This is a genomic window from Saccharothrix sp. (assembly GCF_031180885.1).
Classification (GTDB): domain Bacteria; phylum Actinomycetota; class Actinomycetes; order Mycobacteriales; family Pseudonocardiaceae; genus Actinosynnema.
Map to the genome: position 1 here is coordinate 91,691 of NZ_JAPSLK010000022.1, position 23,682 is coordinate 115,372.

The following is a 23,682-nucleotide window of genomic DNA, read 5'->3' on the forward strand; positions in this document are numbered from 1 at the left end:
CGGACCAGCACGGGCGGGGGTCTTGGCGTCGACGGCCTTGAAGTAGAGGTCGGCGAACAGGACGTCCATGCGTTCCAGGAAGGCAGGGTCCTCGAAGAAGCCGTCCACGATGTTCTGCGCCACCAACTCGGTGACCCGCAGGTACATCCGGTTGAAGCAGGCGACGCCGTCGTGCGGGTCCAACTGCCGGTCGATCTCCCGCATCCGGTCGATCACCTGCTCGACTGAGGTCGGGACCTGGACGGGGTGTGGGTCATGGTCGGCTCCCGGGTCGAAGCGCCGGCCGGTGTCGACACGACCCAGCCGACCGGACCGCCCGGTAGTCGACCCCGCGCCGTGCCGGACACCAGGGACCGCAAGGGGTTTCAGCCCTCCACGCCGTCGGCTCACCCGGGAGGGGCGCGGGGGAACCCACCGGAACCGGGGCGGGCGCGGACGGCGCTGGGTGGTCAGCCGGTCGTGCGGTGGCGGCGGACCGGGCCGGCGCGCAGGTCCGGGGTGCGTGGCCGGTGCACGTGGACCGGGATGGGGACGCCCGGGACCGGCTCGGCGACGGGAGCGGGCTCGGGTGCAGGGGCGCGGGCGGGTTGCGCGCGCAGGAGGCGGTACGCGGCGAGGACGGCCGCGAGCCGGTCCGGGTCCGGGGTGCGCCGGTCGGGGTGCAGTTCGCGGACCAGGCGGCGGTAGGCGGCGGTGATCTCGGCCTGCGTCGCGTTCGGGGGGACGCCGAGGACGTCGTGGGGGTCTGGCCGGTTCCGGGTCATGGTCGTGCGGTCGTGGCCGGCGGTCCGGCCGAGCGCTGGTCGCACGGGTCCGCCGGGGCGCTGGTCGTGCCGGGCCGCGCGCACCGGTCGTGCGGGGCCGCGCGCCGGTTGTGCGGGTCCGCCGGGGCGCCGCGTCACGAGACGCCGTGGGCGACACCGGCCCGGACAGGCCCCGGCCGGACCCGTGGTGTTCGGTCAACCGTTGTCACGATGTGCGGGATGCCTCGTACCTCCCTTCGGGCGGAGAGCGCTGACGCGCCCACGCGTGCACCGGCAGCACGACCCGGACGCCGACCGGCTCCCGGTCGACCGGCCGCCGCGCGACCGGGTGACCCGGCGGCTCGGCGCGGTCGGGGGAGGGCTCGGTGGGGAAGGGCTCCGTGGGGAAGTTGGCGGCGACGATCGCGTCGAACTCCGCGTCGAGCCAGGCGGGGTCGCCGTAGACGAGATCGGCGAACTCCTCCGCGCCCACCACTGTCGTCATCGCGCACCACTCCCCGGTCTCCCACGCCCAGGTCGTATGCCCAACTACAGCTTTTATATAGCTGCTACTGGAGGTTTTGTCAAGGGGTGGCCCCCGCTAGACTGGCGTGCGGATCTCAGCCCCGCGGACGAACGGTGAGCCGGTGGCCGACCTGGACAAACTCGACGACCCCGACTACCCGGCGTACACCACGGGTCAGGCGGCGCAGCTGCTCGGCGTCCAGGTGGCGTTCCTGCACAGCCTCGACGCGGCCGGCGCCCTGCGCCCCGAGCGCTCGAAAGGCGGCCACCGCCGCTACTCCCGCCGCCAACTGACCTACGCGGCACGCCTGCGCGCCCTCTTCGACGAGGGCCACACCCTCGCGGCGGCCACCCGGATCACCGGGCTGGAGGACGAACTGGCCGCCGCGCACGACGAGATCGCCGTCCTCCAGGAACGCCTCGACGGCGGTCCGGCGGCCGACCAGCCCTGATCGCCGGGCCGGCGCGGTGGGCGGTCCGGCGGCCGACCGCCCCTGATCGCCGGGCCGGCTAGGCTGGCGGGGTGTTCGACTCGCCGGACTTCGACCTCGCGCCCTACGCGGAGTTCGACTCGGGGGCGTTGGTGCGGCGCACGTTCTCCTCCTGGGACGACGCGGGCTGGCGGTCCTTGTTGGTGCAGTCCTTCGACCACGTGGCCGAGGCGGACCACGTGCCGCTGCCGGGCGTCGCCGACCTGCACTTGGTGCTGTACGTCGCCGGGGACGTGGACATGCGGACACGCTCGGGCGGGAAGCCGGTGCGGACCCGCAGGGTGCCGGGGACCTTGGAGCTGATGGTCCCCGGGCGGGGGAGCGTGCGCGAGTACCGGGCGTCGTCGGCCATGCGCACGATCCAGGTGCACGTCCCGTCGGGGACCGTCGCCCAGGCCGCGGACCGGTTGGGCGGTCCGGAGCCGGACTTCGAGGCGCTGGCGGCGGCGGTGGCCGGGGGCGACCCCGTGCTGGAACACCTCGTGCGCGGACTGCCCGCGGCCGCCGGCGTCGACGACCTCTACGCCGAGTCGGCCGCGGCGTTCCTCGCCACCCACCTGCTGACCCGGGGCCGGCACGAGCGGCTGCCGGGGCCCGAGCACGCGGCGGTGCGCGCCGGGATCGCGGTGATGCGCGAACGGCTGGCCGAACCGCTGGCGCTGGCCGACATCGCCGCCGAAGCGCACCTGAGCGTGTACCACTTCATCCGCGTCTTCCGGGCCGCGACCGGCGAGACACCGCACCGGTACCTGACCCGGCTGCGCGTCGACCGGGCGCGCCGGCTGCTCACCACCACCGACCTGACCATCGGCCAGATCGCCGAGCGCTGCGGTTTCGCCAGTCCCGGTGCCCTGTCGACGGCGTTCCTCGCCCAAGTCGGCGTCCGCCCTTCGGTGTACCGCAAGATCTGATCGATTCCCGCCAATCCGGCGCATGGTTCGCGGGTGGCCGGTCACCTAGCGTCGGGGGTGCACTGACGACGTCTGCACTGGGGACTTCACGGAACATGTTGAGCTACAACGCGACCGCGACCTCGACCGCACCTCCGGCCGTCGTGTGGCACCTGCTCGTGGACGCCCGCACCTGGCCGGTCTGGTCCACTGTGGACAGTCTTGTCGTCGAACGGTCCAGCGGCCTGGGCGCCGACGGCCGCGACCCGGTCGGCGCGGTCCGCGCGTTCCGCTCCGGTCGCACGGTGACCGGGGAACGGCTGACCGGACTGGTCGAGGAGGAGCGGTTGACCTACGAGGACGCCTTCAACTCGGCCATCCACGACTACCGGGCGACCATCGACCTCGCGCCCACGCCCGACGGCGGCACCACGATCCACTGGCACGGCACGTACAAAGCCCGCTGGGGGCTGGGTTGGCTGATGAAACGCGTCATGCCGCGCGTGATGCAGCAGATGGCCGACGGCCTCGCCTCCCACGCATCGACCCTGACGGAGTGATCGAACGCCATGCCCTCTCGTCACCGCTACACCGTCCAACGCGTCGATGACGTCCGCGACCACCACACCGACCTCACCGCCCCGCTCCGCCCGGGAGGCCCCAGCGCCCGCGGGGCACTCACCCACGCCTGATCGAGGAAACCGGCCGCCACGCCGGCCGCGCCGACATCCTCCGCGAACTCATCGACGGCACCACCGGCCGCTGACCACGCCCTCGGCGATAGTCACCTCATGCACTTTGGCGGAATGTTCCGGCGCATGATCGCTGTCGCGGCGCCCGGACCGCTCTTATCGTCGCCGCATGGGTGAGCAGGACCCGCCTCCGGGAGATGACCCGTGCGCATGGGGCCAGGTCCTCGACCTCGCCAAGGCCCCGAACCGCGCTTGCCCGAACGCCCCACTCCGGCAACTGAGGGACAAGCGCTACCGCCTGACCCCGGACTGAGCACCGCGCACTCACCGCCGCGGAGTCTCCGCGCGCTACCTGCCGTAGCGCAGGCCGTTCAGGAGGAGGGTGAGCAGGCGGTCGGCTTGGTCGGGGGCGTTCCGGGTGGCCCAGGCGATGGCGGTGACGGTTTTCAGGATCTCGGTGTCCGTGGCTTCGGTGGTGATGGTGTTGGCGGCGCGGGCGCGGTTGAGGAGGTGGGTGGTGGTGTCGAGGAGTTCCTTGTGCCAGGGGGACGGGGTTTCCGGGGTGTGGTCGAGGGTGGTGTTGAGGAGGGTGGCGGAGAGGCCCCGGTAGGTCAGGGCGTGGTGGAGGGTGGCGTGCAGCCAGGTCGAGAGGGCGGTGAACGGGTCGTGGGTGGGCAGCAGGAGGTGGTGGCCCAGGCCGATCAGGTCGGCGATCTGGTGGGAGAGGGTGGCTTCGACCAGGTCCAGGCGGGTGGGGAAGTGGCGGTAGAGGGTGCCGCTGGCCACGCCCGCGCGCCTGGCGATGGCGTCCAGGGAAGCGTCCACGCCGTGTTCGGCGAACGCCAGTTTGGCGTGCTCCACCAGCATTTCGTAGTTGCGCTGGGCGTCGGCGCGCATCCACGTCCTCCCACGTGACTCCGACCGTGCCTCACGTTAGCGGCGTGGTGGTCCGTCAGGGTGGGAAATGGGCGATCTGGGGGAAGCTCGGCGGTTGTCCACGTTGAGCGTGGCGTTGATCGGGCGGTTTCGGCGCGGCGGGGACGTGCGTGACCTGGACCAGGCGGTGGACGCGGCCCGTCGGGCCGCCGCGTTGACGCCGTTGGACCACCCGGACCAGGCGGTGCACTTCATGAACCTGTGCGCTGCCCTGCAAGACCGGTACCGGCGGACCGACGCCGTCGAAGACCTGTTCGAGGCGGTGAGCGCGGCGATCCAGGCGGTGGCCGCGACGGGGATGGACCACCCCTCGTACCCGGCGGCGGTCACCAACCTCGCGATGGTGCTGCGGGCCCGGTTCGAGCGCATCGGGAACCCGGGCGACCTGGACGCGGCGGTGGCGGCGCAGCGGGACGTGCTGGACCGGCTGCCGCCGGGCGACCCGGACGAGGCCCGTTACCTGGCCGAACTGGGTGTCTCGCTGCGGGTCCGGTTCGAGCGGACGATGGTGGACGACGACCTGGGCGGCGCGTTGGACGCGTGTCGACGCGCCGTGGACGCCACCCCGGCGGACGACCCGGTCTTCGCGGCACGACTGACCACACTCGGCAACGCCTGGCGGACCGCGTTCGAGCACACCGGCCGGCTGGGCGATCTGGACGAAGCCGTGAACGCCCACCGCCGCGCGGTCGACGCCACACCGCCGGACCACCCCGACCGCACCGGCTGGCTGTCCAACCTCGGCCACGTGCTGCGGATGCGGTCCGAACTCCGGAACTCCCCGGCCGACCTCGACGACGCCCTCCGCTGCTACACCGAAGCGGCGGAAAACGTTGCAGGTCAGACGTTCCAGCGCATGACTGCGGCACGGTCGGCGGCGATCATGGCCGAACGCAAAGGCGACCTGGCGAAAGGAGCGGACCTGCTGGAGGCCGCGGTCCGGCTGGTGCCCGAGCTGACCCCGCACCGCCTGCCGCAGCGCGACCGCCAGCACCAGCTCACCGGGATCTCCACCCTGGTGGACGAGGCGGCGGACGCGGCCCTGGCCGTCCCCTCGCCCTACGCCGCACAACGCGCGCTGGAACTGGTGGAAAGCGGTCGGGCGGTGCTGTCGAGCCAGACCCTGGAAACCCGCGGCGACCTCACCGACCTGCGCCGCGTCCGCCCCGACCTCGCCGCCCGCTTCGCCGACGTCCGCGACCGGCTCGACCGGCACACCGGCCAGACCGTGCACACCGACCCCGTGGCGGGCCGGATGAAGACCACGACAGAGCTGTTCATGGCCCTTTCCGAGGCCGCAGGCGGGAACCTCGAAGCCGACCGCGACACCGACCGCGACACCGACCGCATCGCGATCGCGGAAGAACTCGCCGCCACCCTGCGGGACATCCGCGCCCTCGACGGGTTCGCCCGCTTCGGTCTCCCACCCACCGGCCCGGAACTGCACGCCCAGGCCGCGCACGGCCCGGTCGTCACCCTCATCCTGACCGAAAACCGTTGCCACGCCCTGATCCTGACCCCCGAAGGCGTCACCGCCCTCCCGCTCCCCGGCGTCACCGAACAGGCCGTCGTCGACCGCACCACCGACTTCCACCAAGCGCTGCACGGCGTGGCCCGCCGCGAAATCGCACCCTCAGCGCACGGCCCCGACACCCAACACACCCTCACCACGATCCTGGAATGGTTGTGGGACAACGTCACCGGCCCAGTCCTGGACCACCTCGGCCACCGCGACACCCCGACAAGCGAATGGCCGCGCGTGTGGTGGGCACCCGGCGGAAGGCTCGGCCTGCTCCCCCTCCACGCCGCGGGCCACCACACCGACCGCTCCCGTCGCACCGTCCTCGACCGCGTGATCTCCTCCTACACCCCGACCATCCGCGCCCTCGGCCACGCCCGCGCCCGAACGGCCCAGCACCCCACCAGTTCGCTCATCGTCGCCATGCCCACCACCCCGGGCCTGCCCGGCGACGGCCACCTCCCGCACGTGCTCCGCGAAGCCGAGGCCCTGCGCACCCTCCTGCCCGACCCGCTCACCCTCGTCGAGCCGGCACCGGGCACCACCGGCCCCGACACGCCGACCACCCGCCGCGTCCTCGACGAACTCCCCAAGCACGCCATCGCGCACTTCGCCTGCCACGGCACGCACGACACGACCGACCCGGCCGCGAGCAGCCTCCTCCTGCACGACCACGCCGAGTCCCCGCTCACCGTCGCCCACCTGGTCCCGATCGACCTGCACTCGGCCCAACTGGCCTACCTCTCCGCCTGCAACACCGCCCTGAACAAGGCCGACCGCTTCCTCAACGAGGCGATCCACCTGGCCGCGGCCTTCCACGTGGCCGGTTTCCCCCACGTCGTCGGCACCCTGTGGGCGGTCGACGACGAGATCGCCGTCGAGTTCGCCACCCGCTTCTACCGCGCCCTGCGCACCCCCACCGGCCTTGACGTCGGACGGTCCGCGCACGCCCTGCACACCGCCGTCCGCGCCCACCGCGACGCCCACACCGCCACGCCGTACCTGTGGGCGTCCCACCTCCACTGGGGCGCATGACAGAACCGGCGCAAAGTGTGAAAGGGTCTGGATCGAGCAAGACTCCGACCGCGCATTGCTTGGAACGGTCGCGGGCCGAAACGTGTGCCGGCACACGTTTCCCACCTGACGGAGGAACTGCGATCCGCCGCAGATCTTCCTCGCAAAACTCTTTGGCTGCACCCGACCAAAATGTGGTAGCCCTTCGGGCGGGCCATACGGGGATGACACAAGCAAGAAGCCCAAGTTGAGGTGTGTGCCCCGGCGGCACTGCCCGACGGCGCTGCGCGCCGAAAGCCGCGCTGCGCGCCTCACACGAACGGGTGACGGTCGTAACCCGGTCGTGGGTGTCGGCGACTGGACAGGCAAGACACCGTGGAATCGAGGCGTCGCCATGACCTTGCGACTTGCGACCTTCAACGTGGAGAACCTGTTCGAGCGGGCGAAGGCCCTGTCCGGGACCGCCGCCGAGGCCGGTCCCGTGCTCGCCGCCTACAGCCGGTTCAACACCGTGTCGGCCGAACCCGTCTACACCGAGACCGACAAGCAGGAAATGCTGGCGGCGCTGGAGACCCTCCGGGTCCTCGTCCGCACCGACCGGCTCGTGCTCAACCCGCGCCCGTTCGAGGCGTGGGCGTTGCTGCGGGAGAACCGCGGTGACTTCCTCAAGCAGTCCAGCGGCGACGTCGCCATCGTGGCCACCGGCCGGGGTGACTGGATCGGCTGGGTCGACCTGATCACCGAACCGGTCGACGAGGTCGCCACCCGGATGACCGCCAAGGTCGTCAACGAGGTCGCCGCGGACGTCCTGTGCCTGGTCGAGGCCGAGCACCGTCCCGCCCTCGTCCGGTTCAACGAGGCCCTGCTGGACCGCCGCTACGCGCACGCGATGCTGGTGGACGGCAACGACCCGCGCGGCATCGACGTGGGCCTGATGACCACCGGGCGGGTGACCGTCGAGTCGGTCCGCAGCCACGTCGACGACCCCGACCCGGAGCGCGCCGACCGGGCGCTGTTCAGCCGGGACTGCCCGGTGTACCAGTTGCGCGTGGCGGGGCGGGAGTTGTTCGTGCTGCCCAACCACTTCAAGAGCCAGTCGTTCTCCAGCGGCAACCCCGATCCGTTGCGCCGCCGCCAGGCCACGCGGGTCCGCGAGATCTACGACGACCTGCGCGCCGAGGGCGCGGAGCTGATCGCCGTGCTGGGCGACCTGAACAAGGGGCCCACCAACGACATCCCGCCCCAACACCCCACCCTCGAACCGCTGCTGGGCCCCGGCACCCCGCTGGTCGACACCGCGAGCTTGGCCGGCTTCGACCCGGGTCCACGTCCCGGCACCTTCCAGTCGTGCAGCCTCCGCAACCGGTTGGACTACATCCTGGTCTCACCGGAACTGGCCGAGCTGACCACCGCGGGAGGTGTGTTCCGCAAAGGGCTGTGGGGCGACCCGGACAACGTCAACCCGCCGCAGCAGTGGCAGATCTACCCGGAGATCACCGCGTCCCGCCACGGCGCCTCCGACCACGCCGCGGTGTGGATCGACGTCGACCTTTGAGCCTCGGTGGGGCCGAGTCGTAGAGATGCGCTGCTGCCCGGCCGGCCGGGCAGGCTAGGGTCCGCCGGCATGGGCGCACCCGACCTCGTGGCGATCGACCACGACGACTACCACGCCGAGCACGTGGGCCGCACCGCCGACGGCCGGCAGTTCTTCCTCACCACCCCCTTCGAACCCGCCACCGCGGACGACCCGGGCAACGAGTTCGTGGCCCTCTTCCTGTTCGACGCCGCCGGCCGCCTCCTGGAGGCCCGGATCGACGAACTGGGACCCCGCGCCACCCTGGACGCGAAGCACCGCCGGGACCGCTACGAGGCCAGGTTGCGGGAACTCGGCGAGGTCGCCTTCGGTCGCATCGAGGTCGCGCCCTTCGCCGTCGAGCGGTTCGGCACCACGTTCGGCCTCCTCGCCCGGCCCGGCGAGGACGGCGACTGGTGGGTGGAGCTGCACCCGGGCAACTACATGGCCTTCAGCGAACCCTGGGACAGCGGCGAGTACGACACCTGAAGACACACCTCAGAACTCGACCCGCAGGATCACGAGGTCCTTGTCCACCAAGCGGATCTCGATCGCGGTGACGTCCGAGCGGCCCAGCTTCGTCGTCGCCACCGGGCGGGTGGTGGAGCCGGGGCCCGCCGTCCAGGTGGCTACCTCGACGGCGGAACCCTGCTCGTCCACCACGTACAACGCGTACGCGAACGCCGGCGGCGGCGGGCCGGACGCGGGCACCGCGTAAGAGCATCGGACCTCGATGCGCGTGCCCCACGGCTCGTCGACCAAGCGCACGCTCGCGGTCACCGGGCTGGGCACGGTCTGCTGCATCACGACGTCCGGCGGGACGGCGACCACCGGCGGGGGCAGCGGCCGGAGCAGGACCGTCACGGCCGCGCCCACCAGGGCCGCGATGACGACGGCGGCGGCGGTCGCCAGGCGGGCCCACCGGCGCCGCGAGCGTTCGACGGCCAGCAACCCGGCCAGGACCGAAGGCTCACCCGCGGGTTCGGGCTCCAGCAGGGCGACCGCGCGATCGCGCGGCACTGCGGACAGCAGGCCGGGCACGCCCGCCAGCGCCGCCACGTCACCCGCGCACTCCGGGCACCCGCCCAGGTGGGCCTCGAACTCGCGCCGCTGCGCCGGGGCCAGCGACCCCAGCACGTACGCGGCGCCCCAGTCCCGGTACGGATCGACTGGCCCGCTCACCGTCCGGTGACCCCCTTCTCCTCCAACGCCAGGCGCAGTGCCCGCAGACCGTAGTGCAAGCGGGACCGCACCGTCCCCTCGGGCACGTCCAGTTCCGCCGCCAGCTCCGCGACCGACTGGCCCATGTAGTACGCCCGGACGATCACGGTGCGGTGTTCGGGGGTCAGCTGGGTGAGCACGTCGGCCACCAGCCAGGCGTCCAGCGCCGCGTCGCTGGGGTCCGACCGGACCCGCTCGGGCACCCGCGCCGACCCCACCTCCCAGCGGGCGCGGGCGCTGCGCAGCTCGTCGATCACCACGTTCCGGGCGACCGTGTACAGCCAGGCGCGGGCCGCCGCGGTGCCCTGCTCCAACACCGCCGGGTTGCGCCAGGCCCGCAGCAGCGCCTCCTGCACCACGTCGTTGGACAGCTCCTCGTCGCCGGTCAGGCGGCGCACGTACCGCCAGAGCGCGGGCGCGTGCTCGTCGTGCAGGGCGCGCAGCAGCGCGGTGTGACTGTCGTTGATGGTGCACCTCCTCGGCTAGTCGCGCGGCATCGGCGACCCGAACACGGGTGGGCGTTTGGCCAGGAACGCGGCGGTCCCCTCGCGCATGTGGGGCGTGGTGAACGCCTCGCGGAACGCGGCCAGCTCGACGTCGAGCCCCTCGGGCACGGTCCGGCCGCGCACTCCGTTGATCACGGCTTTGGTCAACGAGACAGCGTCGGCCGAGTTGCGGGCCACCTGGCGCAGCGTGTCACGGGCGGCGGCCAGCAGTTCGGCGCGGTCCTCGAACACCGCGTTGACCAGCCCCAACCGCAGCGCCTCCGCCGCGTCCACGTGCCGCCCGGTGTAGATCAGCTCCCGCGCGACGGCCGGCCCGACCAGGCGTTGCAGCCGCACGCACCCGCCGAAGCCGGGGATCAGCCCCAGCACCACCTCGGGCTGCCCGAACACCGAGCGCCGGGTGGCGTAGGCGAAGTCGCACGCCAGCACCAGTTCGCAGCCACCGCCCAGCGCGTAGCCGTCCACCGCGGCCACGACCGGGTAAGGCGCTTCCTCCAGCAGCCGGGTGACCCGCTGGCCCAGCGCCCCGAACCGCTCACCCTCCTCCGGGGTCATCGCCGCCATCTCCCGGATGTCCGCGCCGGCCACGAACGCCGGTCCCGGCGCCCCGGTGAGGATCAACCCGGTCACCGCCGGCCCGGACAGGAACTGCGCCAGCTCCGCCAGGACCTGCCCGGACAGCGCGTTGCGCGCCGGCGGGCGGGACACGGTGAGCGTGGTGATGCCGTCGTCGTCGGTCTCCACGACGAGTGTCGAGTGGTCCACTGCGCTGTCGTCCATCGGCCGGCTCCTCACGAGTCCCAGATCGCGCCGAACGCGGGCACCCCGCGCGCTTCGAGCGATTCCACGACGTGCCAGGTGGTCTTCTTGTTGGAGATGCAGATGACGGCCTCGGCCTCGAACTCGCGGTGCGCCCGCAGCGCCAGTTCGACCAGGTCCGGCTTGCCGTCGCGGCCGGTGTCCCACACGACCGCGTGCGGCTGCACGCCGAGGATCTCGTCCACCAGGTCGTCGCCGTAGGTGGCGCGCGGGTCGCGGGTGGACCACACCAGCCGGGACGGGGTGTCGCCGGAGAGCAGGTGCGGCAGGCAGGGGCCGATGCCGCTGCCGGTGGCCACCCACACCACGCGGGTGAACAGCTTGTCGATGTTGCCGACCCCGGCGGTGGGCACGCCCTTGACCCACAGGTGCGTCGGCAGGTCGTCGATCAGCGCACCGGTCCAGTCGCCGGCCCGGGAGATGGTGAGCCGGAACCCGGAGCGCCCCGGCGCGGGCACGTTGGCGAACGAGTGCCACTCCAGCAGCGGGTTGCGGCTGACCGCCGTGGACGACCCGGCGAACGGCGTGACGCCGTAGTCGAACGACACCAGCGCCACGTGGTTGGACGGGCGCACGATCCGCACCGGCACCTTCCGCAACCGCAGCCACGGCAGCGCCACGCTCACCACGACCAGCACCAGCAGCCAGAACGGCACCGAGCCGAAGAACCCGGGCTGCGCGGCGGAGTGCACGGCGAACAGCACCAGGGTGGTCCACCCGGCGAACCGGTGGGTGCGCTCGAACAGGTCGTGCTTGCGCGCCCGCAACCTCGGCAGGGCGAACACCACCATCCCCACCAGCAGCGCCAGGATCACCCACGCCAGCGGGTCGGCGGTGGTCCAGGCGACCACGGCGAACCAGGCCGTCGCGCACACCGTCCCGCCCACGTGCAGGCCGCCGAAGTGGTAGACCTTGCCCAGCGTCCAGCGGACCTTCAACGGCCACGTCGTCGGCGCGCTGGTCGCGACCCGGAAGAACAGGTTGATCACGTGCTGCTGGCGGACCAGCACGGCGAGGGTCAGGTTGGCCACCACCATGTCCGCCGGGTCCGCGCCGAACAGCGCGAGGTTGACCAGCACGACCGCCGCGGCCAGCCGGTTGTGGTGGGTGAAGGGCCGCCTGCGCAACCACGTGCCGCGGGCGGTCGTCTCCAGCGCGGTCATCCGACGCTCACCAGGGCGCGCAGGGCGGCGCGGTCGACCTTGCCGCGGTCGGTCAGCGGCAGGTCGTCGACCGGGACGACCAGGGACGGCACGCAGTAGTACGGCAGGGCGCGGGCCACCGCCTCGCGCGCGGCGTCCGGGGCGACCGTGGCGGGGCTGACGAACCCGACGAGCGCTCCGTCGTGCAAGACCGTGGTGGCCCGCACGCAGTCAGGGGTGGTCTCCAGCGCGGAGGTGACCGCGTCCAGCTCCACCCGGAAGCCGCGCACCTTGACCTGGTCGTCGGTGCGGCCGTGGTGCTCCAGTTCGCCGTCGGCGGTCCAGCGGCCCAGGTCGCGGGTGCGGAACATGACGTGGTCGCCGCCCAGGAACGGGTCCGGCCGGTAGCGCTGGGCGGTGAGGACGTCGTTGCCCAGGTACCCGGCGGTCACGCACGCGCCGCCCGCCCACATCTCGCCGACCTCGCCGATCCGGCACGGGCGCAGGTCCTCGTCGAGGATGTAGACGGTCGAGTTGGGCACCGGCCGCCCGATGGTCAGCCGCCGGCCGTCGTAGCGGCTCACCGTGTTGACGATGGTGACCTCGGTCGGCCCGCACGCGTTGTGGAACTCCGCCTGCTCCGACCACTCGTCCGCCAGCGCCTGCGGGCACCGCTCACCGGCCACCGCGACCACGCGGACGTCCGGGCACCGGCTCCGGTCTATTGTGGACAGAACGCCGGGGGTGGCGATCAGGACGGTCGCGGTCTCGGCCGCCCGCTGGACCTCCCGGCCCCGCACGACCAGCGTGGCGCCGTGGCTGAGCGCGGCGAAGATCTCCCACACCGCCATGTCGAACGCGATGTTGAGCAGTTGCGCCACCCGGTCACCCGGCCGCACGCCCAGCGACCCCGGCGCGGTGAGCAGCACGTTGCACAGGTTGGCGTGGGTGACCCGGACGCCGTTGGGCACGCCCGTGGTGCCGGAGGTGAAGATCACCACGGCGGTGTCGCCCGAGTCCACCCGCGGCGGGGTGACGTCCCGGCGCGGCAGGGCGTCCAGGCTGAGCACCGTGCCGGCCTCGATGCCGCTCGCGTGCTCGCTCGTCGTCAGGACGACGTCGATCCCGGCAGTGCGCATGACGTGCTCTAAGTGGTGCGGCGGGGTGATCCGCACGTCCTGCGGCACGTACGCGGCACCCGCCTTGAGCACGCCCAGCAGGCCCACCACCATGTGGGTGGACCGGGTCAGGAACAGTCCGACGTGGTCGCCGGGCCGGACACCCGCGGCGACCAGGGTCGCGGCGACCTGGTCCGAGCGGGCGTCGAGTTCGCCGTAGGTCAGGCAGGCGCCCTCGTGCTCGACCGCCGGGGCGTCCCGCCGCCGGGCTGCCTGCGCCTGGAAGGCGTGGTGGACGCGGTGGAACGGCGGCGTCTCGACCGGCCCGCGGGCGAACCGGTCGAACCGGGCGCGGTCGTCCGGGGATAGCGCGTTGAGCGTGGTCATCGCGGTCACGGGGGGCGTCCCTCTCGTCGGCTGGGGGTTGGCACCCGGTTCGAACGAGACAGACCGGTTGAATGTTCAAATGAGATGCGAAAGTTGCTCCACACATACGCGCGAATGGTCCATTCGGGGGCTTTGGGGGTCCATTGTGGACTGTTTAGCGCTCCATTCAGGACTAAAATGGGCTCTCACCACGTCGAATCGGGTTTCGACATGAGGTCGAAGATCGGCTGCGCCGTCCTGGGCCGTTAGCTGCGGTGCGAGTGCGCCATCGGGGGGCCTGGTTGACGGCGCGAGGTTTGTAATGCAAACCTGATTGCGTCGTAGTGTGAAGGTGGGGGGAGAGCTGTGGACGCCGATCCGAAGAGCCTGCTCGACGAGTTGTCCGCCCTGCGGCGGCGCGTGCGGGGCGACCGCAACGGCCACTGGCTGCCGTTCCTGCTGTTCGGGCTGGTCGTCGCGGGGGCGATCCCGTGGTACCTGCCGCAGGGGTGCCCGTCCGGGTGCACGTGGTCGAGCAACGACCTGCCCTCGCTCTGGCACTGGCTGCACCCGACGGGGCAGGCGGGCCACCTCTGGGGCACGCACCCGTCGCTGTGGAAGGACTTCTACTGGATCGTCGCGCTGACCATCGCGTTCCTCGTGACGGTCGGCTGGTACCGGTGGCGGGCGCGGAAGGTCGGGGTGGAGACCTCCACGCGGCTCTACGCCCAGGTCACGCTGTTCGTGCTGGCCTTCCCGCTGCTGGGCGTGCCGGTGTTCACCGAGCTGTTCTTCAACCGGCTGGGCTGGCCGCTCGCCCTCTCCGTCCTCGTCGTCGGCGTCGTCGCGGTCACGCTGGTGGCGAAGCGGAAGCTCCGGACCGCGATCGCCGTCCTGGCGCTGATCCTGGTCGCCCACTTCGTGATGATCTTCCCGTACGGGCACCTGCTGGTGGTGGCGGTGGGCGTGCTGGGGCTGGCGTGGGTCGAGCGCAACTGGCTGTGCACGTCGATCGCGGTGCTGTTCGCGGTCTGGGCGCTCTTCGTGAACGGGTGGGCCACGTGGGTCTACGGCGCGGCCCTGTGGCCGGTGCCCCTGCTCGACTTCGGCGACCTGCTGTCGTCGTCGCTGGTCCTGGTGCTCGGCGCGGTCGGTGGTCTCCTCACCGGGCGTGGGCGGACCCGGGTCCCGGCCTGAAGGTGTCGGCCGCGCTACCCCCGCTGTCGCCCGTTCGGGCGCTAACGCCGACTCCGAACGGCCGATACCCCGGGTAGAGGTGCACGCGGGGAGGTAGCGTTTGCCGACGTGGAGCCCAGGCGCGGGGTGCTCGCCCCGGAGCTGGAGCGGTGGAGCCGGGAAGCCGACGACGGCGACCGGCGGACCGCCCTGGTGCGGCTGCGCGGCGGGACCGAGGTCGGCGAGGCGGCCGGGCGGCTGGCGTCGCTCGGCATGGAGGTCACCAGCAGTGGCCCCGGCTCGGTCATCGGCACCGTCTCGCCCCCCGTGCTGCGCCGGATCGGTCAGGAGACCTGGGTGCTCGCCGTCGAAGGACCCCGAACCCTCAGGACTCTCGGGCACGGCTGAAGGGCGGGGCGATGGAGCCCAGACGTGACACGGTTCTGGACGCGCGGTTGCGCAGGGCGGCGGCGTTCGCGGAGTCGGACCTGCCGGTGGAGGAGAGCCTCGGGGCGCGGACGCTGGGTCGCGAGACCGCGCCGCGCCGCACGACGGTGAAGCTCCTGGTGCGGTCGGCCGAACTCGGGGCGGCCGAGCAGTGGCTGGCGGCGGCGGGCGGCGGGGTGGTCTCCGTGCCGCCGGACCCGGACTCGTCCGGGCAGGTGGTGGTGCTGGCGGGCGTCCCGGTGTCGGCACTGTCCGATTTGGACGGTCAGCCGTGGCTGCTGCGCGCCGAGGCGCCCAAGGAGATGTTCACCCGCATGGACCGCGCCCGCGGCCCGGTGACCGGCGTGGACGCGGTGCAGGCCGCGCACGGCGACCTCACCGGCGCCGGGGTGTTGCTGGCCGTGGTGGACACCGGGGTCGACTGGTCGCACCCGGACTTCCGCCACGACGACGGCACCACCCGGCTGGAGCGGTTCCTGCACGCCCACGTGCCGGCGGGCACGGAGGAGTCGAAGTTCGACGTGTTCGACGCGGGCGCGATCAACAAGGCGCTCAACGGCGGCCCGGCCATCCCGACCGGCGACCCCGGCGGCCACGGCACGCACTGCGCGTCCATCGCGGCCGGCAACGGCCGGGGCGCCACCGACCGCAGGTTCCGCGGGGTGGCCCCCGAGTGCTCCCTGATGGGCGTGCGCGCCGAGCCCCTGCTGGACGTGCACATCATCGAGGGCATCCGGCAGGCGTTCGAGCTGGCCGGCGACCGCCCCGCGGTGGTCTCGCTGAGCCTCGGCGGCCACTTCGGCGCCCACGACGGCACGTCCGCGATCGAGAACGAGATCGCGCGGGCCACCGGACCGGGCCGGATCGTGGTCGTCGCGGCCGGCAACGAGGGCGACGACGGCGTCCACGCCCAGGGCCGCCTGGTGGTGGGCGAGGAGCTGAAGTTCACCGTGCGCGTCCCCGACACCGGCCTGGTGTTCTGCGACGTGTGGATCCCGCGCGGCGACCAGGTGGACGTGTTCGTGGAGTCGCCCAGCGGGACCAGGTTCGAGCCGAACACGGGCGAGACCTCCACACCGGACGGCACGTTCGTCGCGGACTTCGTGGAGAACCCGGTCAACCGCGAGCAGAACCTGACCTTCCTGATGATCAACGGCACGGTCGACGACCGCTGGACCATCCGCATCACCCCGCTTTCCGTGGTGCACGGCGAAGTCCACGCGTGGGCCGGCTCGGTCGAGGGCGGCCGTCTCATGTTCCCCGGCACACCCGTCGAGGGCTACTCGATCGGCATGCCCGCGACCGAGGAGCGCGCGATCGCGGTGGGTTCCCTGATCTCCCGCAACAAGTTCGAGGGTCCACAGGGTGACTCGACCCTGCCGGGGCTGTCGGTGGACTCGCTGTCGGCGTTCTCCAGCGAGGGGCCGACGCGGATCGGGGTGCAGAAGCCGGACATCGTCGCGCCGGGCCAGGTGGTGACGGCCGCGTTGTCGGCGGGTTCGGACATGGCCACCAACCCGCGCTTGGCGGGGCGGCGGCACCCGTCGGGGAAGTACGTGACGATCCAGGGCACCAGCATGGCGACGCCGTTCGTGGCGGGGATCGTGGCGTTGATGCTGCAACGGGAGCCGCGGCTGACGCCGGAAGAGGTGCAGCAACGGCTGCGGATCTCGGCCCGGCGGGACGCGGCGACCGGGCCGGTGTGGAACGCCCGCTACGGCTGGGGGAAGTTGGACGCGGAGGCCCTCTTCCGCGCTTGATCTGCTCTTCGGTGCCTGCGGCGTCGAAGCAGCGCCGCAGGCACCGCGCGCCGAAGGTTCGTGCCGGCGGTCGTTGACAAGTGATCGGGTCCGCCCCACTCTGGGAACGCTCCCAGTCCATCATCGTCGATGAGGACCGCCATGAGACCGCGCCTCGCCGTGCTGCCCGTCCCCGTAGCTCTCCTGGCCTCGCTGTTAGCCGTACCCGTCCAGGCCCAGGACGACCCACCCGCACCCACCACCACGGTGACGGTCAACGCACGCGCCGGCCTCGGCACCGTCGACCCGGCGGCCATCGGCGTCAACCACGCGATCTGGGACCCGCAGCTCGGCACCGACGCGGTCGCCGACCTCATGAAGGACGCCGGCGTCGGCGCGATGCGGTACCCCGGCGGCTCGTACTCGGACATCTACCACTGGCGCGACCACACCGCGCCCGGCGGCTACGTCGCCCCCAACACCGACTTCGACCACTTCATGGCCGGTGTGCGGCGGGCCGGCGCGCAACCCGTCGTCACCGCCAACTACGGCACCGGCACGCCCGAAGAGGCCGCCGAGTGGGTCCGGTACGCGAACGTCGAGAAGGGCTACGGGGTCAAGTACTGGGAGATCGGCAACGAGAACTACGGCAACGGCCACTACGGCGCGAACTGGGAGGCCGACAACCACCCGGACAAGAGCCCGGCGCAGTACGCGAGCCTGGTCCGCGAGTACGCGGCGGCGATGAAGGCGGTCGACCCGACGATCAAGGTGGGCGCGGTGCTCACCTCGCCGGGGGAGTGGCCGGACGGGATCACCGCGGCCGGGGACGCGGGGTCGTGGAACCAGGTCGTGCTGTCGGTCGCCGGGCCGGTGGTGGACTTCGGCATCCTGCACTGGTACCCGGGCGGCACCGGGGCGGAGGTGTTGACCAAGACGGACCGGGTCGTGGACATGGTCCGGATGGCGCGGGAGCAGGCGGTGCGGTTCGCGGGCAAGGACCTGCCGATGGCCATGACCGAGATCAACACGTCCTACGGCCGCAACACCCAGCCCGGGGCGCTGTTCGCGGCGGACGCCTACGCGACGCTGCTGGCCAACGGCGTGTTCACGGTCGACTGGTGGAACGTCCACAATGGAATGGGCACGGTCTCGACGGTCGCCGGGCACACCGACTACGACGATTTCGGCCTGTTGTCGAGCGCGAGCTGCTCGGGCGGGATCTGCCAGCCGGCGCTGAACACGCCGTTCGCGCCGTACCACGCGTTGTCCATGGTGTCGCGGTTCGCCCGCCCGGGTGACCGGTTCGTCGCCGCGTCCAGCTCCGACCCGCTCCTGCGCGCGCACGCCACCCGCCGGACCGATGGTGGGCTGGCCGTGCTGCTGGTGAACGAAGACCCCGACAACGCCAAGACGGTGTCGTTGCGGTACGCGGGCTACACGCCGGCCGCGGACGCGCAGGTGCTGAGCTTCGGCAACGGCGACAGCGGGATCTCTTCCGCCTCCGGCAGCGCGTCCGAGGCGACCCTGCCGCCGTACTCGATCACCACCCTGGTGCTGCGCCCGACCGGCTCGACCGCCGGCCCGGCGAGCCCGCCCCGCCCGACCGCTTCCGCGGTCACGGCGACCACCGCGACCCTGACCTGGCCGACCCCGCCGGCGGGCGTGAAGTACGAGGTCCACCGGCACGTGGGCACGCAGGGCGAGCAGTGGGGCGAGACCACCGGCACCTCCTTCACCGCCGCGAACCTCGTGCCCGGCACCAGGTACACGGTCAACCTGGTCGCCCGCGACGGCGCCGGCCGCGTGTCGTGGTCGTCCGAACCGCTGACGTTCACCACCGGCACGCCCACGACGTCGAGCTGCGCGGTCACCTACCGGGAGGCCACCAACTGGGGCAACGGTTACGTGGCCAACGTCGAGATCGCCAACACCGGCACCGAGCCGCTCGACGGCTGGTCGTTGACCTGGACGTGGCCGACGGCGTGGCAGCAGATGTCCAGCGGCTGGAACGCCGACTGGGCGCAGACGGGCGCGGACGTCCGGGTGTCGAGCACCACCCGACTCGCTCCCGGCGCCACCACGACAGCCGGCTTCGTCGGCGCCTACCAGGGGCCGAACGTGCTGCCGACCAGGTTCACCCTCAACGGCATCCTCTGCACCACCCGCTGACTACGCCCTCAGCGGCCCCTGTTGCGGGGGCCGCTGAGGTTGGGCCGTCGTGCGGCACGCTTGTTCACCACGAACGTGGTCGGACCCGTCGAACCCAGCCCGGCGTGACGCGGTCCCGCCGCCCCGCGTCGACCAGCGGGCGGCGGCCCGTCGGGGCAGCAGGAGCGGGGTCGCGAGGATGAGCAACCCGGCGGCACCGATCGCGATGCGCGGGCTGGTGGTCGCTGCCAGCAGGCCCCAGAGGGCGGTCACGGTGGCGGTGGTGGTGTGGTTGGTGACCGACCACGCGGTCAGGGCGCGGGCGACGCGGTCCGGCGGGGTGTGGTCGAGCCGGGACGTGGCGAACACCGGGTTGAACACGCCCATGCACGTGACCAGCGCGAACTGGACGGCGATGACGAGCGCCAACCCGCCGGTGCCGGGCTGGACGAACGCCAACCCGATCGGCCAGCACACCCGCAGCCACCCGGCGACGAGCAGGACCCGGTGCCGGCCGAACCGGGTGACCAGCGGGTGGGCCGCCAGGACCGCGATCAGCGGGAACGCGCCGAACCCGAGCCACGTGCCCACCGTGCTGACCGAGTACGCCGCCCACAACCACCCGAACTGCCCGCCCAACCGCACACCGATCTCCCCTCGACGTGGAAGATCAAACCCCGGGTGCGGTGCGGAAGGTGCGGCGGTAGGTGTCGGGTGGGACGCCGACCGTGCGGTGGAAGTGGCGGCGCAGGGTGGTGGCGGTGCCCATGCCCGCGGCGGCGGCGATGGTGTCGATGCTGTCGTCGGTGGTTTCGAGGAGCTCCTGCGCGCGGCGGATGCGCTGGGTCAGCAGCCACTGGAGGGGCGTGGTGCCGGTGGCGGCGTGGAAGTGGCGGGCCAGGTGGCGGGAACTCAGGTTCGCCCGGCGGGCCAGGTCCTCCACGGTGAGCGGCTGGTCCAGCCGGCGCATGGCCCAGGGGAGGACGTCGGCCAGCGGGTGGTCGTCCTGCGCGGGCACCGGGGTGGTGACGAACTGGGCCTGGCCGCCGGCCCGGTGCGGTGGCACGACCAGGCGGCGGGCGACCACGTTCGCGACCGCGGAGCCGTGGTCGCGGCGGACCAGGTGCAGGCACAGGTCCATCGCGGCGGCCTTGCCCGCGGAGGTCAGGACAGTGCCGTTGTCGACGTAGAGGACGTCCGGGTCGACGGTCACCGCCGGGTAGCGCGCGGCGAGCTGGTCGGTGTGGGCCCAGTGGGTCGTCGCGCGCAGGCCGTCCAGGAGGCCGGCGGCGGCGAGCACGAACACGCCCGTGCACAGCGAGACCACCCGTGCGCCGGCCTTGTGCGCTGTTCGCACCGCGGCTACCAGGTCGGCCGGCGGGTCCGCGTCGACGTCCGCCAGGGCGGGGACGATCACCGTGCCGGCCCGGGTGAGCGCGTCGAGGCCGTGGTCGGGTTCGAGCAGGAAGCGGCCGACCCGGACGGGGTGCGTGCCGCAGACGCTGACGTCGTACCAGGGGCCGGGGACGGCGTCCGGGCGCGCGCCGAAGACCTCGTAGGCGAGCGCGAGTTCGAAGTGGAGCATCCCGTCCGTGGCGGCGACCGCGACCGTGCGCATGTCCGAAATTGTACGGGTCGTGTCGTTTCGGACACTGGGCACAGGTCGGCGCGGCGGACGAGGATTTCTCCTCGTTGGATCACTTCAGCGAGGAGCGGGCATGACGAACGTGGCGGTGTACGGCGCTTATGGGCACACCGGGCGGTTCGTGGTCGCGGAGTTGCGTGAGCGCGGATTCGTCCCGCTGCCGCTCGGCCGCGACCGGGAGAAGTTGTTGTCGGTTGGCGGTGAAATGGAGGTGCGGCAGGCGTTCGTGGACGACCCGGCGTCGCTCGACCGGGCGTTGGCCGGGGCAGCGGCGGTGATCAACTGCGCCGGGCCGTTCGCCACGACCGCGGCTCCGTTGGTGGATGCGGCTTTGCGGGCGGGCATTCCTTACGTGGATGTCGCGGCCGAGATCGAGGCCAATGTGGACACTTTCGGCGATTTCGGGAACCGCGACGGTGTGGTGGTGCCGGCGATGGCGTTCTACGGCGGGCTGGGGGATCTGCTGGTGACGGCCGCGATGGGGGAGTGGACGGCGGCGGACGAGGTGCACGTGGCTTATGGGTTGAGCAGTTGGCACCCGACCGCCGGGACGTTGGCGTCGGGCGCGGTCTCGGGGCAGCGGCGGGGTGGTCGTCGGGTCCGGTTCACGGGTGGGCGGTTGGCGTACCACGACGACGCCCTGCCGACGCTGGAGTGGTCGTTCCCGGCGCCGTTCGGGGTGAGGGAGGTGATCGGGGAGTTCACGATGGCCGACGTGGTCACCGTGCCCAGTCACCTGGACGTGCCGGAGGTGCGGACGTACATGAGCGCCAACGCCGCCGCGGACCTGTTCGCCCCCGACGCCGCAGCGCCGACCGCCGCGGATTCGAGTGGTCGGTCGGCGCAGACGTTCGTGGTCGACGTTCTCGTGCGGTCAGGTGGTGCGGAACGGCGGATGGCCGCCTCCGGCCGGGACATCTACGCCATCAGCGCGCCGCTGGCGGTGGAGGCGGTCGACCGCGTCCTCACCGGCCGGTTCAGCGGGACCGGTGTCCTTTCGGCGGGGGCGGCGTTCGACGCTCCGGACTTCCTCAAGGCCCTGTCGCCGCACCTGGTCCTGCACGTGCCGGAGTGATCACGCCCGGGCCGCGTGGGGCGGTCCGGGCGTGGGTGGTGTCAGGACTTGATCTCCTTGCGGTCGGAGCGGGCGCCGCCGATCTCGATGCGGCGCGGCTTCGCCTTCTCGGCGATCGGGATGCGCAGGGTGAGCACACCCGCGTCGTAGTCGGCGGTGATGTGGTCGGTGTCGAGGGTGTCACCGAGGAACAGCTGCCGCGAGAACACGCCGAGCGGGCGTTCGGAGACCTGCATCTGCACGTCGTCACCGGAGGGGAGCGGACGGCGCTCGGCCTTCACGGTCAGGACGTTGCGCTCGACGTCCAGCTCGATCGCGTTCGGGTCGACGCCGGGCAGGTCGAAGCAGACCACGAACTCCTCGCCCGCGCGGTAGGCGTCCATCGGCATCGCCGCGGGCTTGGACCACGTACCGGTCGTGGCGCCGAAGAACTGCTGCGCCAGGCGGTCGAGGTCGCGGAACGGGTCGGTGCGCATCAACATCGGTGTTGCCTCCTCCTCGTCTTCACCAGGCCTTATGTCAACACGCACCTCTGTTGTACCATGTCATCGGAACGTTGACAAGGTGGATGTCATCGGAAGGTTGACATGGACGATCCGGTGGACGGGATGCGGGCGGTGCACGCGGCGGTGACCGACGTCCGCCGGGGCGAGCCCGCCGACCTCCTGGCCGCTCTGCACACCCTGCGGCAGCTGCGCGACACCCTCGCCGCGTGGGAACCGGAGCTGATCGCCGCCGCGCGCCTGGAGGGGACGAGCTGGGCGGCCCTCGCGCCGGCGCTCGGCGTGACCAGCCGCCAGGCCGCCGAACGCCGTTTCCTGCGCCTGCAACCGACGTCGACCGGCGAGACCACCGGCGAGGCCCGGATCGACGCCCAACGCGACCGGCGCGCCGGCGACCGCGCGGTGGCCGACTGGGCCCGCCGCAACGCCGCGACGCTGCGCAAGCTGGCCAGCCGGGTCAGCGGCCTGGACGTCCTGGACGCCACCCACGCCGACCACCTGGACGAGGCCCTGGGCCACCACGACCCGGTCACCCTCCTCCCCCCACTGGCCGCCGCCCACCCCCACCTCAGCGGCCACCACAGCGACCTGGCCGCCCAAATCACCGCCATAACCGACCACACCAACCACCTCCGCCGCCAAGCCGGCGCAGAACGCCGCCAACGCCGCTCCTGACCCACGCCGCTCCTGACCCACGCTGGTGTTGACCCGCGCTGGTGTTGACCCGCGCTGGTGCTGCTCGCGCCGGTCGTGGCCACGCGGTGCTCGGCCATGCCGCCCGCACCACCTCAGGCCGCGCCGAGCCGAGCCGCGCCGAGCCGAGCCGCGCTGCGCTGAGCTGAGCCGCGCTGCGCTGAGCCCGGCCGGGCATAGCCGCGCCGAGCCGAGCTGGGCCGCGCCGGTCCTGTTCGCGCCGTGCTCGGCTACCCGGTGCTCGGCTACGCCACCCCGCCTCGCGCCGCCCGCGCCACCCCAGGCCTGGTCGCGTCGCGCCGAGTCGCGCCGTGCCTGGTCGCGCCGTGCCGCGCCACCCGTGCCGTGCCCCCGCGCCGTGCTGAGCTGGGCCGGGCTGGGCTGGGCCGCCTGAGCCGCGCTGAGCCGCGCCGGGTCGCGCCGCGCCCCTCGCGCCGGGCTGAGCTGGGTCCGGCGGGTCGGGCTGGGCTGGGTCGCGCTAAGCCGAGCCCAGCCGAGCCCAGCCCAGCCGAGCCCAGCCCGGCCCAGCCCGGCCCCGCCCAGCCCAGCCGAGCCCAGCCGAGCCCATCCCGGCCCCGCCCCGCCCAGCCCAGCCCAGCCGAGCCCAGCCGAGCCCAGCCCGGCCCCGCCCAGCCCAGCCGAGCCCAGCCGAGCCCATCCCGGCCCCGCCCAGCCCAGCCGAGCCCAGCCGAGCCCGG

At 72.6% G+C, this 23,682-nt stretch carries 24 protein-coding genes and 2 pseudogenes; 14 read left to right on the forward strand and 12 right to left on the reverse strand.

The genetic code is table 11. The annotated features are described in order from the left end of the window. Window positions 1–21: 21 nt before the first annotated feature. From RIN75_RS44195 to RIN75_RS24135, 3 genes and pseudogenes are all read right to left on the reverse strand, one after another. Window positions 22–390 (reverse strand): annotated as a pseudogene (locus RIN75_RS44195) (DUF5995 family protein); the annotation flags it as partial. Between the two features lie 59 nt (window positions 391–449). Next, window positions 450–764, reverse strand: coding sequence for a J domain-containing protein (locus RIN75_RS24130; protein WP_309114280.1), 315 nt, complete (start codon window positions 762–764; stop codon window positions 450–452). 205 nt (window positions 765–969) lie between these two features. After that, a complete protein-coding gene (locus RIN75_RS24135; RefSeq protein ID WP_309114281.1) occupies window positions 970–1,248 on the reverse strand; it encodes a hypothetical protein in 279 nt (92 codons plus the stop codon). A 142-nt stretch (window positions 1,249–1,390) separates the two neighbouring features. On the opposite strand from RIN75_RS24135, the gene RIN75_RS24140 reads away from it, so the two are divergent. From RIN75_RS24140 to RIN75_RS24160, 5 genes and pseudogenes are all read left to right on the forward strand, one after another. Further along, entirely contained in the window at window positions 1,391–1,720 is a 330-nt protein-coding gene (locus RIN75_RS24140; RefSeq protein ID WP_309114282.1) for a helix-turn-helix domain-containing protein, read from the forward strand. Window positions 1,721–1,791: 71 nt separating this feature from the next. Then, the gene (locus RIN75_RS24145) at window positions 1,792–2,670 is read left to right on the forward strand and encodes a helix-turn-helix transcriptional regulator (protein WP_309114283.1); all 879 of its coding nucleotides are present in this window, start codon (window positions 1,792–1,794) and stop codon (window positions 2,668–2,670) included. A gap of 95 nt (window positions 2,671–2,765) precedes the next feature. Then, window positions 2,766–3,209 (forward strand): SRPBCC family protein, encoded by a 444-nt coding sequence (locus RIN75_RS24150; protein WP_309114284.1) that lies wholly within the window; start codon window positions 2,766–2,768, stop codon window positions 3,207–3,209. 15 nt (window positions 3,210–3,224) lie between these two features. Next, window positions 3,225–3,415: pseudogene (locus tag RIN75_RS24155) on the forward strand (DUF664 domain-containing protein); the annotation flags it as partial. A gap of 95 nt (window positions 3,416–3,510) precedes the next feature. Then, window positions 3,511–3,654 carry a hypothetical protein gene (locus tag RIN75_RS24160; protein WP_309114285.1) on the forward strand — a complete coding sequence of 48 codons (144 nt, stop codon included), beginning with the start codon at window positions 3,511–3,513 and terminating at the stop codon, window positions 3,652–3,654. Window positions 3,655–3,689: 35 nt separating this feature from the next. Here RIN75_RS24160 and RIN75_RS24165 read toward each other — a convergent pair whose 3' ends face one another. After that, a complete protein-coding gene (locus RIN75_RS24165; RefSeq protein WP_309114286.1) occupies window positions 3,690–4,238 on the reverse strand; it encodes a helix-turn-helix domain-containing protein in 549 nt (182 codons plus the stop codon). 67 nt (window positions 4,239–4,305) lie between these two features. Between RIN75_RS24165 and RIN75_RS24170 the strand changes: the two genes are divergently transcribed. From RIN75_RS24170 to RIN75_RS24180, 3 genes are all read left to right on the forward strand, one after another. After that, window positions 4,306–6,831: a CHAT domain-containing protein gene (locus RIN75_RS24170; RefSeq protein ID WP_309114287.1), complete on the forward strand. Its 2,526-nt coding sequence runs from the start codon at window positions 4,306–4,308 to the stop codon at window positions 6,829–6,831. A 373-nt stretch (window positions 6,832–7,204) separates the two neighbouring features. Beyond that, window positions 7,205–8,365: an endonuclease/exonuclease/phosphatase family protein gene (locus RIN75_RS24175; RefSeq protein WP_309114288.1), complete on the forward strand. Its 1,161-nt coding sequence runs from the start codon at window positions 7,205–7,207 to the stop codon at window positions 8,363–8,365. 69 nt (window positions 8,366–8,434) lie between these two features. Beyond that, on the forward strand, window positions 8,435–8,872 hold the full coding sequence (locus tag RIN75_RS24180; protein WP_309114289.1) for a hypothetical protein: 438 nt from the start codon (window positions 8,435–8,437) through the stop codon (window positions 8,870–8,872). Window positions 8,873–8,881: 9 nt separating this feature from the next. Here the strand turns inward: RIN75_RS24180 and RIN75_RS24185 are convergent, their stop codons facing one another. Genes RIN75_RS24185 through RIN75_RS24205 form a run of 5 tightly spaced genes read right to left on the reverse strand, consistent with a single transcriptional unit; the run spans window position 8,882 to window position 13,576 of the window. Further along, on the reverse strand, window positions 8,882–9,565 hold the full coding sequence (locus tag RIN75_RS24185; RefSeq protein WP_309114290.1) for a zf-HC2 domain-containing protein: 684 nt from the start codon (window positions 9,563–9,565) through the stop codon (window positions 8,882–8,884). Further along, window positions 9,562–10,071 carry a sigma-70 family RNA polymerase sigma factor gene (locus tag RIN75_RS24190; protein ID WP_309114304.1) on the reverse strand — a complete coding sequence of 170 codons (510 nt, stop codon included), beginning with the start codon at window positions 10,069–10,071 and terminating at the stop codon, window positions 9,562–9,564. The genes RIN75_RS24185 and RIN75_RS24190 overlap by 4 nt, the downstream gene beginning before the upstream one ends. A gap of 15 nt (window positions 10,072–10,086) precedes the next feature. Further along, window positions 10,087–10,890 (reverse strand): enoyl-CoA hydratase-related protein, encoded by an 804-nt coding sequence (locus tag RIN75_RS24195; protein ID WP_309114291.1) that lies wholly within the window; start codon window positions 10,888–10,890, stop codon window positions 10,087–10,089. An 11-nt stretch (window positions 10,891–10,901) separates the two neighbouring features. Beyond that, window positions 10,902–12,092, reverse strand: coding sequence for a hypothetical protein (locus RIN75_RS24200; RefSeq protein WP_309114292.1), 1,191 nt, complete (start codon window positions 12,090–12,092; stop codon window positions 10,902–10,904). Beyond that, a complete protein-coding gene (locus RIN75_RS24205) occupies window positions 12,089–13,576 on the reverse strand; it encodes an amino acid adenylation domain-containing protein (RefSeq protein ID WP_309114305.1) in 1,488 nt (495 codons plus the stop codon). The genes RIN75_RS24200 and RIN75_RS24205 overlap by 4 nt, the downstream gene beginning before the upstream one ends. A gap of 345 nt (window positions 13,577–13,921) precedes the next feature. Here RIN75_RS24205 and RIN75_RS24210 point away from each other — a divergent pair, with 345 nt between their 5' ends. The 4 genes from RIN75_RS24210 to RIN75_RS24225 all read left to right on the forward strand — a co-directional run bounded on the left by RIN75_RS24210 (window position 13,922) and on the right by RIN75_RS24225 (window position 19,089). Further along, window positions 13,922–14,752 carry a hypothetical protein gene (locus tag RIN75_RS24210; RefSeq protein ID WP_309114293.1) on the forward strand — a complete coding sequence of 277 codons (831 nt, stop codon included), beginning with the start codon at window positions 13,922–13,924 and terminating at the stop codon, window positions 14,750–14,752. Between the two features lie 108 nt (window positions 14,753–14,860). Continuing rightward, window positions 14,861–15,139, forward strand: a complete 279-nt coding sequence (locus RIN75_RS24215) for a hypothetical protein (RefSeq protein WP_309114294.1) — start codon at window positions 14,861–14,863, stop codon at window positions 15,137–15,139. A gap of 11 nt (window positions 15,140–15,150) precedes the next feature. Continuing rightward, entirely contained in the window at window positions 15,151–16,938 is a 1,788-nt protein-coding gene (locus RIN75_RS24220) for a S8 family serine peptidase (protein ID WP_309114295.1), read from the forward strand. Window positions 16,939–17,079: 141 nt separating this feature from the next. Beyond that, complete coding sequence (locus tag RIN75_RS24225) at window positions 17,080–19,089, forward strand: cellulose binding domain-containing protein (RefSeq protein ID WP_309114296.1); 2,010 nt, start codon at window positions 17,080–17,082, stop codon at window positions 19,087–19,089. Here the strand turns inward: RIN75_RS24225 and RIN75_RS24230 are convergent, their stop codons facing one another. Together RIN75_RS24230 and RIN75_RS24235 are read right to left on the reverse strand one after the other, a co-directional pair. Continuing rightward, complete coding sequence (locus RIN75_RS24230; RefSeq protein ID WP_309114297.1) at window positions 19,090–19,713, reverse strand: MFS transporter; 624 nt, start codon at window positions 19,711–19,713, stop codon at window positions 19,090–19,092. 25 nt (window positions 19,714–19,738) lie between these two features. Then, entirely contained in the window at window positions 19,739–20,686 is a 948-nt protein-coding gene (locus RIN75_RS24235) for a helix-turn-helix domain-containing protein (protein ID WP_309114298.1), read from the reverse strand. A 100-nt stretch (window positions 20,687–20,786) separates the two neighbouring features. On the opposite strand from RIN75_RS24235, the gene RIN75_RS24240 reads away from it, so the two are divergent. After that, a complete protein-coding gene (locus tag RIN75_RS24240) occupies window positions 20,787–21,788 on the forward strand; it encodes an NAD(P)H-binding protein (protein WP_309114299.1) in 1,002 nt (333 codons plus the stop codon). A 41-nt stretch (window positions 21,789–21,829) separates the two neighbouring features. Here RIN75_RS24240 and RIN75_RS24245 read toward each other — a convergent pair whose 3' ends face one another. After that, window positions 21,830–22,270: an Hsp20/alpha crystallin family protein gene (locus RIN75_RS24245; RefSeq protein WP_309114300.1), complete on the reverse strand. Its 441-nt coding sequence runs from the start codon at window positions 22,268–22,270 to the stop codon at window positions 21,830–21,832. A gap of 105 nt (window positions 22,271–22,375) precedes the next feature. On the opposite strand from RIN75_RS24245, the gene RIN75_RS24250 reads away from it, so the two are divergent. Continuing rightward, window positions 22,376–22,966 carry an HSP18 transcriptional regulator gene (locus RIN75_RS24250; protein WP_309114301.1) on the forward strand — a complete coding sequence of 197 codons (591 nt, stop codon included), beginning with the start codon at window positions 22,376–22,378 and terminating at the stop codon, window positions 22,964–22,966. Window positions 22,967–23,682: the final 716 nt, after the last annotated feature.